Source organism: Staphylococcus americanisciuri, from assembly GCF_024814435.1.
In the GTDB taxonomy this organism is placed as follows: Bacteria; Bacillota; Bacilli; order Staphylococcales; family Staphylococcaceae; genus Staphylococcus; species Staphylococcus americanisciuri.
Genome location: NZ_JANUXY010000001.1, coordinates 319636 through 335787 on the forward strand (window position 1 = coordinate 319636; position 16152 = coordinate 335787).

Genomic DNA, 16152 nt, shown 5'->3' on the forward strand with positions numbered 1-16152 from the left:
ACACTAGTCTTGCTACAATCAAACGCTAAAATAACTGCTTATGTTCTCAAAGGTCTTCTCACCGATGCCTTTTACTTGTTTCAGCTCCTCGACAGATTGAAAGCGTCCTTTTTCTTCACGATAAGCTATAATCGCTTGGGCTTTCGCAGGACCAATACCTGGTATATTTGTTAAATCATTCAATTGTGCTGTGTTCAGATTGGTAGTTATCCCCCCATTAGAGGATGAACTAGAACCAGTGCTAGTAACCATTGAGGCGGATGTTGTTTTCGGTTGTTCTCCTTTTTGTGGGATATAAATCATTTTCTGATCACTTAACTTCTCAGCAAGGTTAATCTGTGATAAATCCGCAGTTGGCAACACCTCAGCTTTATCTAATAATTGTTTTATACGGTCATCCGACAACATCTGATAGGTATTTGGATGCTTAACAGCGCCCTTAATATCAACGACAATTGCTGTGGGTGGTTGATTAGTAGATGAAGTATTAGTGGGCTTAGTGTTCGTTAAAGATTGATTTTTGTTATTTTCTTGAATAAGGGGAGACGATTGCAAAGATTCTGAGTCTGATGGCATTTGGCGTAGGATAATTGTGACGAAAGTGATTGCTAGAAGACAGCATATAATGACCAATAATCGATTCTTCATACACCAGCTTTGCAATTGAGAGAAAAAAGTCATATAAAAATCCTCCTTTACAACTTTATACACGTGTAAAGGAGGGCGATTACTTCTATTTCGTAGCCACAAAAAATAATCTGTCACTCGTAGTATCACAATTATTAGGATCGAAATCATAAAAAGTAATGATATTCTTGAAACCGATTGAATCTAACATATGATAGTATATCGCTTTATCTAACGTTCTTTGAAATTGCGATTCATCATAGCGTTTATAGAGACCATTTTCTTGTTGAACGAAAAATGTTAAGTCATGCCAAACGCTATGTGGTAGTTCCCCTACTTCTGTCTGCCAAACAAGTGTTAGATTTTCACGATCGTCTAAATAGGTTGAACCGTTAAATTGTGTATCCATTTTATGTGTTGTATGAACATCGAATATTAAGACCCCATTAGGTTTTAAGTGTTGATAGACGTGATTAAAGGTAGCTAACACCTCTTCCTCATCTGTTAAATAATTCAACGAGTCACATAAAATTGTAATCACATCAAAGTAGTTCGACAGTGAGAATGAAGTCATATCTCCTACAAGCCACTCTACTTTATCAGATTTTTGTTGTGCGTATGTGATCATTTCTTCACTCAAATCCATACCAACTACGCGATCGGCAAAATCTAAAAAAGCTGTCGTCAAAGTCCCTGTTCCACAGCCCAAATCTAATATCGCATCAATGTGTTTGTTAGGAAGATAATGTTGTATGAGTGCTTGCCATTGATTATAGGGTTGATCATCTGTCAACTTGTCATAAAATGCACTTAGTGTTTGATAAGCCATTATGCCTTGATGACCTCATGATAACCTAAAATTTCAGCATCATGGTACAATTTTTCAAGATTATAGTAATCACGTTCATCTTTATGGAAGACATGGACAACTACATCGGCTAGATCGATTAGAATCCAACGTGCTTCATCATAGCCTTCCATTCGTTTGACATAAATGCCTTGTTCTTCAGCATGATCCTTTACAGATTTAGCAATTGCTTGCACTTGACGCTCATTATTTCCATGACATACTAAAAAATAATCGGCAATATCCGAAATTCCTTGCATATTGATGGAAATAATATCTTCCGCTTTTTTCTCATCTGCAGCTGTAACACTTAACATTAATAATTCATTTGCGTTCATTTAATCATCCTTTATTTTCAATTAAAATTGTAATAGTTTAAACAGTCAATAGTCGGTTGGTAGACGCTGACATCTTTATTGACCAAGTGTAATACCGTTCTTTTGGAGATCTCATAAATAGTACGGTCTAAACCACCACCATTATAGATAAGGTCACGAATTTCATCCACACCTGGCGTTTCACGTTTAGGCTCAATATAGTCCGCAATAAAGACTAATTTTTCTGTTTTACTCATCTTTTTACGTCCAGTTGTATGATAATAAATAGCTTGTAATACTTCTTCATCAGTTACACCATATTGATGTTCCATTAGAACTGCGCATACGGGACCGTGTAATATTTCGGATCCGTAGCTTAATAAGTCAGAATCTAATTGATACTTAGTTACTTGCTGATACAAATAACTTAAATCATCATATTTACAGAAGTCATGCAAGATACCAGCGAGTTCTGCTTTGTCTTTATCCCCTTCATAGATTTCAGCTAACTTAACCGCTGTTTCAGCTACACGTAACGAATGTTTAAATCGTTTTTTCGGTAGCTTTTGTTCCACAAGTTCAATAGCGAATTGTTTATCCATACAATCCCCTCCTCAAAATATATGACTCAACATTTAACGGTACCCACATGTGTATCGTTTCGTTATTTTTGCATCGATGTCGAACAATCGTAGAGCTAATTGCCATTTCAGGTATATCTATCGTGATGATAGATGCATCATCAGTCTTAATTTTTCTTCCACGATTCACCACAATAAATGTGACGAATTCTTTTAATTCATCGATACGGTACCATTGGTCTAACTGATCGTATTGATCCGTACCTATTACGAAAAAAAGTTCAGTGTTTGGTTCGGTAGCATGAAGCGCTTTTAGTGTGTCGTATGTGTAACTTTTCCCTTTTCTTTCTATTTCATCTAAGCGCAAGGTCCCAAAACCTAAGTTGTCTATCACCAATTGAATCATTGCCAGTCGATCTGTAATATCAATTGAATCATGATGTTCTTTAAGTGGGGACATATAGCTTGGCATAAAATAAAAAGCGTCCGGCTTTATCGCAGCATTTACTTCACTTGCAATCATCTCGTGGGCGCTGTGAATCGGATTGAATTGTCCTCCATATACAACAATGCGTTTCATTATGGTAACTCTATTTGCTTGTTGTCTTTAGATTCACGATATAGCACGATAATTGAACCGATTAGCTGCACAAGATAACTATTCGTTGATCGTGCAAGTGTTGCTGCTAATTCACTTTTATCTTCTAAGTTATTTTGTAAAATATGCACCTTAATAAGTTCACGTTTTTCTAATGCTTCGTCTATCTGTACAATCATATTATGATTAATCCCTGCTTTACCAATTTGGAAAATGGGATCAATATGATGTGCTTCACTTCTTAAAAAGCGTTTTTGTTTACCAGTTAATGTCATGACGACCTCCTATTAATAATTGATTACGAATATAAGCGGTTTTTAACGCATTGACGCATTACTTCAACATTAGCTTCTTTACTCGTCCAAAATTTGAAACTTTCAGCCCCTTGATAAATGAACATATCAAGACCATTATATGTGCGATAGCCACGTGCCTTAGCAGATTTTAAAAATGCTGTCTCAGCGGGAATATATATAATATCACAGACGAGCACATCTTTTTTCAATTGTTTTAAAGCAACAACTTGATCTGTAGAGGCATGCATACCTACAGGCGTCGTATTGATAATTATATCGAATTGGTTTGCGATATTGTCTATATCTGACAAGTGATAAGGCTGCACCTCAAATTGCCAATTATCAAAACGAGACATAGTGCGATTTGCAACGGCAACGAGATGTTTGGACTGTTGAGATAATGAATACGCAATTCCTTTGCTCGCACCACCCGCGCCGATGATTAGGATTTTAGCATTGTGCAAGTCACCGTAATGGTCAATTAAGCCTTTCACAAATCCCAATCCATCTGTATTATGTCCAATCCATTGATTATCCTTTATTAAAACGGTATTCACTGCACCAATTGCTTGCGCTTCTTCCGTCATAGTATCCAAATATGGGATGATACGTTCTTTATGAGGAATCGTTACATTAAACCCATCTAAATCATATTCCACAGCAATATCGCGAATATGTTGAAAATGCTCAGGTGGAATGTTTAATGCTTGATAATGATAATCCAAATGCAAAGCTTCAAAATTGGCATGATGCATTAACGGCGATAGTGAATGCTCTATTGGATGTCCAATGACTGCAAATTTCATATAGCTTCCTCCTACATAATTGATGGACGCAAATAAACTTCTACATTTTGAGGCACAGTAACCATCACTTCAGCCCCTTCATCAATCGTAATGAACCCTAGCCCAGCTATCATTACATCGCTTTTACCATCTTCAGTGCGTAATGAAACTTGCTTTAATTGATTGAAATCAAAGCGTTCGCTATTAGATGGTGGAGCTAAGAGTTTACCTAATTGTTCTCGCCACAACTTATCGGCTTTTTCAAGTTTTGTACGATGAATATGCAATTCGTTTGAAAAATAACAAATAAGAGGACGCTTTCCTCCGCTGATATAATCAATTCTTGCTAGACCGCCAAAGAATAAGGACTGTGCTTCATTTAATTGGTAGACACGTTGTTTGACTTCTTTTTTAGGCATAATCAAATTAAGTTCTTTTGTTGTAACATAGTGTGTCATTTGATGTGCTTGAACAATGCCAGGCGTATCATACATATAACTGTTATCATCTAATGGTATATCAATCATATCAAGCGTTGTTCCAGGCACTTTGGATGTCGTTATAACATTCTTCTCGCCGACACTTTCTTCAATTAACTTATTTACTAAAGTAGACTTTCCAACGTTTGTTGTACCAACAATATAAACATCTTGATGATGACGGTGCTTCTCAATCGCTTGCATTAAGTCCTCAATACCGTACCCTTTCATTGCTGACAACAAGACAACATCATCAGGCATAAGTCCATATGCTTTAGCACTACGTCTTAACCATTCTGTCACACGTCGTTTATTAATCTGCTTTGGCAATAAATCAATCTTATTTGCAGCTAAAATGATTTTTTTATTACCGACAATTCGTTTTAATGCATGGATAAATGACCCTTCAAAGTCAAAAACATCGACAAGGTTGACAACAATTCCTTTTTTGTCAGCAAGCCCATTTAATAATGTTAAAAAGTCTTCACTTTCCATACCGACATCTTGAACTTCATTGTAATTTTTTAAGCGGAAACAACGTCTACAAATAACATCTTCTTTGTCCAAACTTGCTTTGGGTACATAGCCCGCTTCATTTGGATTTTCAGATTGTAACGTTGCGCCACAACCGATACATTTTAATGCATTCGTCATATTAAGACTCCTCCCATTTGATGTAACCTCTACGCTTGAAATGGTTCAAAATACGACGTTCAATTAAGCGGTTCACCTTTGTCGCTAGACCATCGGAGTTTTTCACGGGTACTACCATAATCGTGTATAGTCCACTGCGGTTACCACCAAAAACATCTGTCAACATTTGATCGCCAATGACCACTACTTGATTTTTTTGTAAGCCCATTTGTTTTGTCGCCTTGCACAAAGACTTTCCTCGTGGTTTCTGAGCTTTAAAAATATAATCTACCTTTAAGTCTTTACAAAATGCTTTTACGCGTTTTTCATTATTATTCGATACAATTGTCACTTTAAAGCCACGTTCATCAAGTGATTTAAACCATTGTTCCACTTTAGGTGTTGGATTTGCTTCATCCCAACCGACAAGCGTATTATCTAAATCTGTAATAATACCTCGAATGTTACGCGCTTCTAATTGTTGAAAATCTATCTCGTGAATATCTCTCACATATTGGTTGGGTAAAAATAATCGTTTCAAAATCCCCATACTGTGCCTCCAAATTAAATAACTTCATTCCAATCATTATAGCATATTCCTAATTTAAGCTATAGTCCTTATTAGAGTTCTTCAATCAATGCGTAGACCATGTCACTAGAAGACTTAGCAGCTACTTTGAGAAAAGCATCAAAAGTCATGCTAGCTTCTCCATCAGCTAAATCAGAGATGGCACGTGTAATAATAAAAGGCTTTTTGAATTGGTAACATGTTTGTGCAATAGCTGCAGCTTCCATTTCAGCGGCAATTGCTTGAGGAAAGTTTTTTAAAATTGCTTCTCGTTGTGTTTCTGTACCAATAAAGCTATCACCAGAGACAATTACCCCTTCTATTACAGATTGATTAAGCGTCTGTAAAACGTTTTTAACAGCTTCAGTCAAATACGCATCTGCAGGATATGTTGCGGGCATACCTGGAATCTGTCCCATTTTATAACCAAATGCTCTAGCGTCAGCATCATGATAGCCAACTTGAGTACTCACTACAACATCACCTAATGAAAGTCCAGGCTGTAATCCCCCTGCTGAACCTGTATTGATAATATAATCAGGATTAAAGCGTTCAATCAATAGAGTTGTAGAAATGGCTACATTGACCTTACCAATGCCACTCTGTAACAGTACGACTTCTTTGTCTAGTAGTTCTCCTTTATAAAAAATAGTATGTGCCACTTGTATTTCTTCTAAATTTGTTAGCTGTTCTTTTAATATTTGAACTTCTTCTTCCATTGCACCAATAATCGCTATCATCTGTAGTGCCTCCTATATCAGCATTGTATTTTTTCAGTCGGTGCTATTTTACCATATTACATATTTACACTCATACCATTTTATAGTTATAACTTAGTATTGGTGATAGCATATAAAATAAGCCAAGACAACTCATCATTGTCTCGACTTATAACATCTCTTAATTAAATTATTGGTTCCAAAGGTCTGCTAAGCCTTGGAATGCAAAAAATCCAGTGAATAGTGTTACAATCACCGCTACAATTCCGAATACTAACATCCATGTAGGGTGTTTATAATCACCAACAATACGCTTGTTTTTCGAAGCGATTAATATGGTTCCAAGTGTAATCGGTAAGATCAAACCGTTTAAAGCACCAGCAATGATTAAAAGTTTAACCGGCTTACCGATAGATAAGAAAATCAACGTTGAAATAAGAATAAATGTAATAACAACATAGTTATCGAACTTATTCAACTTTTTGTGCAATGTTTTGATAAAAGTTGTACTTGTATATGCTGAACCAATAACAGATGACATGGCTGCTGCAAATAACACCACACCAAAGATATTTTTACCGATTGGCCCGATTGCATGTTCAAACACTGATGCAGGCGGGTTATCAGGATTTAAGGAAACACCTGTTACAACAACACCTAATACAGCTAAGAATAGCAGTCCACGCATGACACCTGTTGTTAAAATACCGGCAATTGCTGAACGGTTAACGAACGGCAAGTAATCTTTCCCTTTAATATCGGCATCTAAAATACGATGTGCACCTGCAAATGTGATGTACCCTCCTACAGTTCCACCAACCAACGTGATAATTGGTAGAACAAGTGCTGCTGGATTTTCTGGTAGTATCATATGCTTGGCTGCATCAGCATATGGTGGATTGGATTGAATCATAACATACGCAACAACACCAATCATCAAAACACCCAAGAGCATTGTAACGATATCCATCATTTTTTGACCATTTTTTGATACGAATACAAGGATTGATATTACAGCAGTAATCGCTGCGCCAATGCGTACGTCGATACCGAAAATGGCATTCATTCCAAGACCAGCACCCGCAATGTTCCCAATATTGAATGCCAGTCCACCTAGACCAATCAAGATGGAAATAAAAGTCCCTAATCCTTTAACGACTTCGTTAGCAATTTCTTGTCCACGATAGCCTGTTACGACCAATACACGCCAAATATTAATTTGTGCACCAATATCAATAATAATCGATAATAATATAGCAAAAGCAAAACTTGCTAAAAACTGTTGCGTAAAAACAGCCGTTTGTGTTAGAAAGGCAGGACCGATTGCTGATGTCGCCATCAAAAAGACAGATCCTAATAATAAACGCCTGTGTGCTTTTGTAAACTGGAACTCTCCTGGATTTTTAATTTCATTTGAATTTGATTTCATATATTAACCCCCTATTTTGACAATCTTGACATTGACCTCCGATAACTTCTCTCTGATCTGTTTTACAAACGCTAATGCATGCGCACCGTCCCCATGTACGCAGATTGTATCAGCAGAGATATTGATGTCTTCTCCAGTAATTGTTGTTGTCTTCCCTTCAGTTACCATGCGTATAACTTGTTGTATTGCTTCTGATGTATCTTCTATTAATGCACCTGGTTTTTTTCTGCTTACAAGCTGACCATCTTTTTCGTAACGACGGTCTGCAAATACTTCAGACGCTGTTGATAAGCCAATTTTTTCAGCCTCTTCTAACAGCAATGAGTTGGATAATCCGACTAGATAAAGATTTGGATCAATATCATAAACTGCTTTGGCAATTGTTTTGGCAATCCCACGATTTTTCGCACCCATCTGATACAATGCACCATGTGGTTTTACATGATTGAGTTGCGCTTGATTTAAATCACAAAATGTCTTCAATGCGCCTATTTGATAAACCATCATGTTATAGATTTCATCAAGTGACATATCTAAATTACGACGACCAAATCCTTTCAAATCTGGAAAACCTGGGTGTGCACCAATACTGACATTATGCGTCTTAGCATAGCGCACCGTGTCCGCCATAACGTTCTCATCTCCTGCATGAAAACCACATGCAACATTGGCTGATGTAATAAGTGGTAAGACAGCTTCATCATTACCAATTGTATAATTGCCAAAGCTTTCACCTAAATCACAGTTCAAATCTACCTTAATCATGATTAACCCCCTTAATAATACTATGTCTTTCTAAAAATTTAATGTCTACGTCACTGGCGTCGCCTTCACAGTATGGTGGATATGACAGTACTGCATATAAGAAATCTGCCGTAGTTGTGAATCCATCGATAATCATCTCGTCTAATGTGACCTTCAATTTATCGATTGCATGTGCACGATTTTCTCCTTTGACAATAACTTTCGCAACAAGCGAATCGTAGTATGAGGAAACAGTATAACCACTATATAATAATGAGTCAACACGTACATTAAATCCTTGTGGCAAATGCAATCTTTGGACAGTTCCAGGAGTAGGTCTGAAAGCTTGTTCAGGATTCTCCGCATTGATACGCGCCTCAATGACATGTCCTTCAAAAGGAATATCTTCTTGTTTTAATGCCAACGTTCCCTCTTGCATAATACGCAATTGCTCGCGTACTAGGTCAACGTTTGTACGCATTTCAGTCACCGTATGTTCTACTTGGATACGTGCGTTCATCTCAATAAAATAATACGCATCTTCTGTCACTAAAAATTCGATAGTGCCTGCACTACGATAATTCGATGCCCGTGCAACTTTCACTGCATCATTACACATTTTCTCGCGCTTTTCTGGTGTTAACGCGCTACACGGCGATTCTTCAATCAACTTTTGATTTTTACGTTGAACTGAACAATCTCGTTCGCCGAGATGAATAAAATTATTTTCCCCATCACCTAATACTTGGACTTCCACATGTTTTGCAACTGGAATGAAGGCTTCAACATAAACACGGTCATCATTGAAATATTTATTTCCTTCACTTTTAGCTTCTTTAAACGCTTGTTCTAACATGCTTTCATCTTTGACAATACGTATCCCTTTACCACCGCCACCACTGGCAGCTTTTATTACAAGCGGATAACCTAAAGATTCTGCTAATTCTTTCACTTCCTCAACCGACTCAACAGCGCCCTTTGAACCTGGAATAATTGGTACACCTGCTTGATCAACTGTTTGTCGTGCCGTAATCTTATCCCCCATTAGCTCCATCGTTGTTTTAGTCGGGCCAATAAAATATAAGCCTTCTTCTTCAACTTTTTGTGCAAATACCGGACTTTCAGACAAGAAACCGTAACCTGGGTGTACCGCATTTGCATTTGTAATCTCTGCTGCAGAAAGGAGATTATGAATATTAAGGTAACTGTCTAATGGATTTGCATTGCCGATACATACCGCATGATCAGCAAGCTTAACATGCAGGCTATCTTCATCACCTACCGCATAGACAGCGACAGATTCCATGTTCATTTCACGCAATGCACGAATAATTCGTACAGCGATTTCACCTCTGTTTGCGACTAATACTCGATACATCCGTACATCCCCCTTATTTTAATTTGACAATACATTGATTGTGTGCGATGTTTTCACCGTGGTCAACCAAGATTTCAGTAATTTCACCGCTCTCATCGGCAGTCACCTCGTTCATTACTTTCATCGCTTCCACATATCCAATAATATCGCCTTTTTGAATCACGTCTCCCACTTTAATAACCGGCTTTGTCAGTTCTTTTTCATCTTGTAAATAAAATGTACCAATCATTTGTGAACGAATCTCTTTAAATTCATCAGCTGATGTTGTTTCTTGAGGTTGTAATGCTGTTGCTTGTGGTACAGCTTGAGCAGGAGTGGTTGGGGCAAACGCATAATCGTCACTTTGTTGTGTTGCTGGAAGATCTAGTTCCAACTCCATCTCTTCATCACCATATCTAAAATGTTTCACACCATATGTTTTTAATAATGTGAGTGTTTGTTCAATTTGTTTTAAGTCCATGGTATACTATCTCCTTTTAATACACTTTTAATTTTTCGTTGTGTTGGTCGTATATTTTTTAAATAGCGCTGTGGGTATTTTATAAGTTTTTCTTTCGCATCTGCTAACTTACGTCCTTTACGAGCAAGAATTTCATTTGCTTCATTAAAAGTGACCCATTCAAATCGAATTGTTTCACCCGGCCTTTTTTGAATGATGTCAACAATATCACTATCAATGACTGTTCCAATCTTTGTGTAGCCGCCAACTGTTTGGCGATCATTCAGCAAGATGATTGGGTTCCCATCTTTCGGTACTTGAATGCTTCCTAAAGCAACGGGTTCAGAAATAATATCTGCACTTTCCATTGGCTTGATTGACCCACCCTTCAAACGATAACCCATACGGTCTGAACTTTCTGATACTTGAAACTCAATATGTTCAATTTCTGCGATGGTACGTTTTGAAAAGGCATCTAACTGTGGCCCATCCATGATGCCAATTGGTAAATCGCTTGATGGACTAAAACTACTGAAATCAGTAGAACGACCAATTAAATGAATATTCAAGTTAGTAACACGCGTGCGAATAATATCATTTTCTTTTAATACGCGCCCTTTATAACCACCAACACGTGTACGCGTATGTGTTGAATAGCTACCTTCAATAAGAGGGATATCTAATTGTTCGGCAAATCCAATGTATGCACGCATACCTGCTTCAGCCGTTCCTACATCTAAAATGTCACCATATTCTGCTTTGATGACTGTTTGATGTGGAATCGCTTCTCCGTTTAACGTCGCAGAGAACTTAGCACCCGTAATTGCAAATAAATTTTGAGATAAAAACTTAATTTTTGGACCTATCATAGTTACTTCGAGTGCGGGTTGATTGTCCGTTTCTAACAAAGCATTCAAGATTTCATAACTAGGTCGATCCATAACACCAGCAGGAGAAAAACCTTCTGACTGATGACCAAAACGCCCCAAATCTTGTATTGTTGTAAACAAACCTGGTTTGATTATTTTAATGCTCATAGCCAATTTTCACCCACTCATCATAATTTAATTGTCCTTTTTCTACATACTTCTGAATATGTAAAAACTGTTCTTCATTAATAGCATAAAATTTGATTTTATCCCCTGGTCGATAGAGAATCTTGGGATCTCGGTTTAAATCAAAGACATCAATAGGTGTACGTCCGATAATTTGCCAACCACCTGGTGAGTCGGCCGGATATAACCCTGTTTGGTTGTTAGCGATTCCTACTGAGCCAGCAGGTATTTTTAACCGTGGTTCATCTTTTCGTGGCGTATGAATGCGTGGACTTAATCCCCCTAAAAATGGAAACCCTGGCATAAAGCCAATCATATAAACAAGGTAATAACCTTCTATGTGACATTGAATGACTTCTTCAACTGATAGTTTATGGTACTCCGCCACGTACTCTAAGTCAGGTCCCCACTTACCACCGTATAATACAGGAATATTCACAATACGTCGCGGTTTGTTTTGTTCTGATGATGTTATGGCATGCGCTGTTAGCGATAATTCATCCAACAATGCTTCATATGTGATAGCCATTCCATCAAAATAAACGAGTATTGCACGATAAGATGTTACAATCTCTTGGATATATGGATGTGCCAGTGATTTCAAATAATCAGAAACGGTGTTTACCTGATTAAAAATTGATTCACTGATATCAGCAGCAAAATAAATCATAAAAGATTGTTCACTTATTTGTTTGAATTCCATTTTCATCCCCCTTTCAGAAAACCCTTTCATTGAGCTATTTTATCATTATTACTATTCACTGACAATTCAATGTTTTTGTTTGAAAGTATTGTAGATATCGTTGAGGAACACAATTTTTGTGAAAATGAACAAAAATCATAGAAAGACTGTTACATAATTTTAGGATAAATTCATAACATCAAAGGCGCTTTATTTAATCGATTAAATAAATAGAAAATTCACAAAAAATACATTTTTATTTTTTGTTTTTATGATATATTAAACTTAAATAGAAATAAGGAGGTGATTACAATGAATACCAACATTTCAAAACAGCAAAAAGAAAAACACGACACAATGAAAAACTTAGAAATCAAAAATTTAGTTAAGGATTCTGAAAAATTGGCAAAAGTTAATGACTTATGGTACTTCGTTAAGTCTAAAGCTAACCGTTGGGTCGTAGGTAGTGGTCATTAATTTAAGGATTTCTTGATTATGAGAAATTCTTGCAACTGATTTAGTAAAATGTCAATTAGATAGTTTTGACTGGGAATAAAACAGAATAATAAATTGTTTTATCTCAGTCATTTCTATCAATTAACACAAGATTGAGGCGAAAGCGCTTAGAATTTGAGCAGAACCAAACGATGAGCAAAATTATTTTCCAAATTTTGACGAAATCTTGCTTTTGGACACCGTTTATTATTTTCTTAGTATGTATCAATTATGTTTCAGTCCGTTTAATTTCTGGATTTTTGGAGAGGATGTTTATGTATCATAAAAGTGTATCTATTAATTTAGGTTCGAAATGTAATGCTTCATGTAGTCATTGTTGTTTTTCATGTTCACCTTCGTCAACTCTAAAAATGGACGATTTATATATTAAAAATCTAGTTTTAGAGTTTGCTAAAAACCCTCAAATTGAGGTGATTTCTTTTACTGGAGGAGAGATTTTTTTAAACTACCCTTTTTTAAAAGAATTACTTACTATTACAAGTAGCTTTAATAAAAAAGTTACACTCATATCTAATGGATTTTGGGGTAACAGTAAAAAACTTTTAAAGCAGTATTTTGATGATTTTATAAAGTATAATGTAATTGCATTAACAATCAGTTATGATGAATACCATGAACCTTTTATCAAAATTTCAAGCATAAAAAAATTGTTTGAGTTTAGGATGAAATATCCAGAAATTGAGGTTTCTCTGAATATGGCAGTGACTAAAGATAAAATGTCTGATGATATTTTAAAAAATTTAGGCAGTTCTATACTTGGAGTTAAAATCACTAAGTTTCCTATGATTTCAGTTGGAGCAGCTAAGAAGCAGATTCTTAATAAGAATATACATAATTTCTATAACATCGAAACTGATAAAGATTTATTATATTGTCCTGGATATGAAATTGTTTATCATCATGATGGAGAAATCTATCCCTGCTGCTCTCCAGCTATATTTCATACTCAACTCTCATTAAGAGAGTCTATGAGTCAATCACTAGATAGAACTATCGAGAAGTTGAACTCTAACTTATTGCTTTATATAGTTCGAAAAGAAGGTTTTAGTTGGTTTTTGAATATTTTAAAAGAAAGAAAACTATTAGAAGAATTTGAAGTACCTTCAGAATTTCCATCTGTATGTAGTATTTGTGGTAGTCTATTCAACACAAGTGACAAAATTGAATTTTTTAGACCGTTCATGGAGAAATATTACAGTGAAACCATTAAAATATGAAAATGATGATTATGAAATTCTAGTTCAAAATCATGTTTTTATAAAAGATAAGAAAGCGAAAAATTATTACAGAAATGACATATCTTCGTTAAATAAAAGCATGCGTGAGTGCCTAATTGAATATCATGAGAAAATAAGTGATAGAACTTTTATAATTTATATTGCTTTTATGCTTGTCATGATAATTGCAAACTATATACACCTATTGTACTTACAGAGAGTTCTCATTCCAGATGCTAATAATATTTCTATAGTGATTATAGTAGTATATTTTGTATTCAATATCATATTACATGAAATTGGGCATATATATTCACTTAAATATTTTGGGAGAAGTTATGATAAATTAGGAGTTAAACTGAACTTTTATGTATTTCCTGCATTTTATGTTCAAATGAATGAAACTTATATGTTATCTAAAAATGATAAAATAATAGTTCATTCTTTTGGTCTTTTTATTAACTTCACTCTTATAAACGTGTTTCAATTATTAAATATGCTTTTTATAAACAATTACACCTTAAGTTTGTCTTATCTATTATTTTCTTCCACGATGATATGGAATATAGTCCCTATTCTTAATTCAGATGGGTACAAAATAATGTTAGCATTTCTATCTTTAGATGAATTTAGTAATATTACTAAAAATCATTGGATTGTAATATTATTCCAAATTATAGGGCTATCAATTGCTATAAATACTTTAATACATTGGATTATTTTCTGGGGCAAATACTTTGGATTATAGGAGCTGTTGACATTGAAAATAAAAGATTATTCCCTACAAATCAATGGAAAGTCTTTGATAGAGAATTGTGATTTATGTTTTCATGAAGGTACTATCAATCACATTGTCGGGAAAAATGGTGTTGGAAAATCACAAATGGCAAAAGATTTTTTACTTAATAATAGTGGGAAGGTTCCTATGTCAATAACTGATAATGTTACATTAATTTCTAGTGTTTCAAATGTTCCCCAAGACATCACAAAAGAAATTTTATTAAGATTAATCAAACATCATTTTTCAAATGCATCAGATATATTCAATCAAATTTATACTATGTTTAATATTGAAGAAATCCCTTCGAAAACATTAATTAAAAATTTGAGTGATGGGCAAAAACAAAAATTGAAATTACTTAGCTTTTTGCTGGAAGATAAGCCAATAGTGATATTGGATGAGATTACAAATGCACTGGATAAAAAGACTATCAATGAAATTTATAAATTTTTAAATACTTTTATTGATAGTTTCCCTTCTAAAACAATTATCAATATTACACACAATTTATCTGACTTGAGCAATTTACCAGGCAAATATTTCATCCTTAAAAATAAACAATTAGATGAATATAAGTCTAAAGATCGCTTAATCAATGATTATATTCATGTATAAAGAAGGTGATTGGGTTGAATTTAGAATTTAAAAAGAGCTTATCGAATAAAATAGTACTCAGTTTAGTCGTACTTTTCCTATTCTTATTTTTACTCGGATATTTTTTACCTATCGGAATAGACAAAGTTGCTCATCTGAGTTACGGGCAATATTTTTTCAGTGCGTATACCGTTGCAACAGAGTTTGGATTTTTACTTTTTTCATTTGTTATTGCTTATTTTATAAACAAAGAATACTCAAATAAAAACACATTGTTCTATAAACTGATTGGTAATAATGTATTTAGTTTTTTCTATAAGAAAGTAATATTATTATTTATTGAATCTTTCGTGTGTGTGTTATTCTTTGTCACGATTGTTTCCTTAATATATGGTGATTTTTCTCATTATTTCATGTTAGTTATTTTGTTTTCTTTAGTGATACTACAATACATTATCATCATTGGAACAGTGAGTATTGTTTCACCCAATGTTTTAATAAGTATTGGCATTAGTATTGTTTATTGGATTAGTTCCATTGTTTTAGTTGCTGTTAACAAGCATGTGTTCGGCATCTTGGCACCATTTGAAGCAAGTAATTCACTATACAAAAGTGTAGATCAAGTGTTAAGTAATCAAGCAACTGCTATAGATACACATGATATTAAAACAATTGTTGCATTTTTCATACTAGCCTTTATTGTTAACTTGATAGTATTGAGTCTTTCAAAAAAACGCTGGCTAAAGCTAGGTATGTAATAACAAAGGCTGTTCAGATTCTGTAGTAGAAATATAATTATAGATACCCTGTTTTATTTATGATACAATCAAGTTGAATAGCTGTCTTCATTAGCGTGCAGTCCATTGT

Annotated in this window: 21 protein-coding genes; 5 read left to right on the plus strand and 16 right to left on the minus strand. The window is 34.9% G+C overall.

Features of this window, described 5'->3' with window-relative positions; all coding sequences use genetic code 11:
* Positions 1-18: 18 nt before the first annotated feature.
* The 16 genes from NXS11_RS01550 to pxpB all read right to left on the minus strand — a co-directional run bounded on the left by NXS11_RS01550 (position 19) and on the right by pxpB (position 12198).
* A complete protein-coding gene (locus NXS11_RS01550; RefSeq protein ID WP_259198092.1) occupies positions 19-681 on the minus strand; it encodes a helix-hairpin-helix domain-containing protein in 663 nt (220 codons plus the stop codon).
* Positions 682-733: 52 nt separating this feature from the next.
* Complete coding sequence (locus NXS11_RS01555) at positions 734-1456, minus strand: class I SAM-dependent DNA methyltransferase (RefSeq protein WP_259198093.1); 723 nt, start codon at positions 1454-1456, stop codon at positions 734-736.
* Positions 1456-1812 carry a ribosome silencing factor gene (gene rsfS, locus NXS11_RS01560; RefSeq protein WP_259198094.1) on the minus strand — a complete coding sequence of 119 codons (357 nt, stop codon included), beginning with the start codon at positions 1810-1812 and terminating at the stop codon, positions 1456-1458. Before rsfS ends, NXS11_RS01555 begins: the two co-directional genes overlap by 1 nt.
* 17 nt (positions 1813-1829) lie before the next feature.
* The gene (gene yqeK / locus NXS11_RS01565; protein ID WP_373319366.1) at positions 1830-2393 is read right to left on the minus strand and encodes a bis(5'-nucleosyl)-tetraphosphatase (symmetrical) YqeK; all 564 of its coding nucleotides are present in this window, start codon (positions 2391-2393) and stop codon (positions 1830-1832) included.
* Positions 2386-2952: a nicotinate (nicotinamide) nucleotide adenylyltransferase gene (gene nadD, locus NXS11_RS01570; RefSeq protein ID WP_259198096.1), complete on the minus strand. Its 567-nt coding sequence runs from the start codon at positions 2950-2952 to the stop codon at positions 2386-2388. Before nadD ends, yqeK begins: the two co-directional genes overlap by 8 nt.
* On the minus strand, positions 2952-3245 hold the full coding sequence (gene yhbY / locus NXS11_RS01575; protein WP_259198098.1) for a ribosome assembly RNA-binding protein YhbY: 294 nt from the start codon (positions 3243-3245) through the stop codon (positions 2952-2954). Before yhbY ends, nadD begins: the two co-directional genes overlap by 1 nt.
* A gap of 23 nt (positions 3246-3268) precedes the next feature.
* Positions 3269-4072 carry a shikimate dehydrogenase gene (gene aroE / locus NXS11_RS01580; protein ID WP_259198099.1) on the minus strand — a complete coding sequence of 268 codons (804 nt, stop codon included), beginning with the start codon at positions 4070-4072 and terminating at the stop codon, positions 3269-3271.
* 11 nt (positions 4073-4083) lie between these two features.
* A complete protein-coding gene (gene yqeH / locus NXS11_RS01585; RefSeq protein WP_259198100.1) occupies positions 4084-5184 on the minus strand; it encodes a ribosome biogenesis GTPase YqeH in 1101 nt (366 codons plus the stop codon).
* Between the two features lies 1 nt (position 5185).
* Positions 5186-5713 (minus strand): YqeG family HAD IIIA-type phosphatase, encoded by a 528-nt coding sequence (locus tag NXS11_RS01590; protein WP_259198101.1) that lies wholly within the window; start codon positions 5711-5713, stop codon positions 5186-5188.
* 71 nt (positions 5714-5784) lie between these two features.
* Positions 5785-6471, minus strand: coding sequence for a 5'-methylthioadenosine/S-adenosylhomocysteine nucleosidase (mtnN, locus tag NXS11_RS01595; RefSeq protein ID WP_259198102.1), 687 nt, complete (start codon positions 6469-6471; stop codon positions 5785-5787).
* A gap of 169 nt (positions 6472-6640) precedes the next feature.
* Entirely contained in the window at positions 6641-7879 is a 1239-nt protein-coding gene (locus tag NXS11_RS01600) for an NRAMP family divalent metal transporter (protein WP_259198103.1), read from the minus strand.
* A gap of 3 nt (positions 7880-7882) precedes the next feature.
* Positions 7883-8641: a 5-oxoprolinase subunit PxpA gene (gene pxpA, locus NXS11_RS01605; RefSeq protein WP_259198277.1), complete on the minus strand. Its 759-nt coding sequence runs from the start codon at positions 8639-8641 to the stop codon at positions 7883-7885.
* Complete coding sequence (locus NXS11_RS01610; RefSeq protein WP_259198105.1) at positions 8637-10001, minus strand: acetyl-CoA carboxylase biotin carboxylase subunit; 1365 nt, start codon at positions 9999-10001, stop codon at positions 8637-8639. Before NXS11_RS01610 ends, pxpA begins: the two co-directional genes overlap by 5 nt.
* 13 nt (positions 10002-10014) lie before the next feature.
* Positions 10015-10461, minus strand: coding sequence for an acetyl-CoA carboxylase biotin carboxyl carrier protein (locus NXS11_RS01615; protein WP_259198106.1), 447 nt, complete (start codon positions 10459-10461; stop codon positions 10015-10017).
* A complete protein-coding gene (locus tag NXS11_RS01620) occupies positions 10452-11477 on the minus strand; it encodes a 5-oxoprolinase subunit C family protein (RefSeq protein ID WP_259198108.1) in 1026 nt (341 codons plus the stop codon). The genes NXS11_RS01615 and NXS11_RS01620 overlap by 10 nt, the downstream gene beginning before the upstream one ends.
* On the minus strand, positions 11467-12198 hold the full coding sequence (pxpB, locus tag NXS11_RS01625; RefSeq protein WP_259198110.1) for a 5-oxoprolinase subunit PxpB: 732 nt from the start codon (positions 12196-12198) through the stop codon (positions 11467-11469). Before pxpB ends, NXS11_RS01620 begins: the two co-directional genes overlap by 11 nt.
* A 291-nt stretch (positions 12199-12489) precedes the next feature.
* Between pxpB and NXS11_RS01630 the strand changes: the two genes are divergently transcribed.
* From NXS11_RS01630 to yydJ, 5 genes are all read left to right on the plus strand, one after another.
* Positions 12490-12654, plus strand: a complete 165-nt coding sequence (locus NXS11_RS01630) for an epipeptide YydF family RiPP (protein WP_259198111.1) — start codon at positions 12490-12492, stop codon at positions 12652-12654.
* A 293-nt stretch (positions 12655-12947) separates the two neighbouring features.
* Positions 12948-13910, plus strand: coding sequence for a YydG family radical SAM peptide epimerase (locus NXS11_RS01635; protein WP_259198279.1), 963 nt, complete (start codon positions 12948-12950; stop codon positions 13908-13910).
* Positions 13891-14658, plus strand: a complete 768-nt coding sequence (locus NXS11_RS01640; RefSeq protein ID WP_259198112.1) for a YydH/LiaK family epipeptide maturation metalloprotease — start codon at positions 13891-13893, stop codon at positions 14656-14658. The genes NXS11_RS01635 and NXS11_RS01640 overlap by 20 nt, the downstream gene beginning before the upstream one ends.
* 12 nt (positions 14659-14670) lie before the next feature.
* Complete coding sequence (yydI, locus tag NXS11_RS01645; protein WP_259198114.1) at positions 14671-15306, plus strand: YydI family epipeptide exporter ATP-binding subunit; 636 nt, start codon at positions 14671-14673, stop codon at positions 15304-15306.
* 14 nt (positions 15307-15320) lie between these two features.
* Positions 15321-16043: a YydJ family epipeptide exporter permease subunit gene (gene yydJ / locus NXS11_RS01650; RefSeq protein ID WP_259198115.1), complete on the plus strand. Its 723-nt coding sequence runs from the start codon at positions 15321-15323 to the stop codon at positions 16041-16043.
* The last annotated feature ends 109 nt before the right edge of the window (positions 16044-16152 follow it).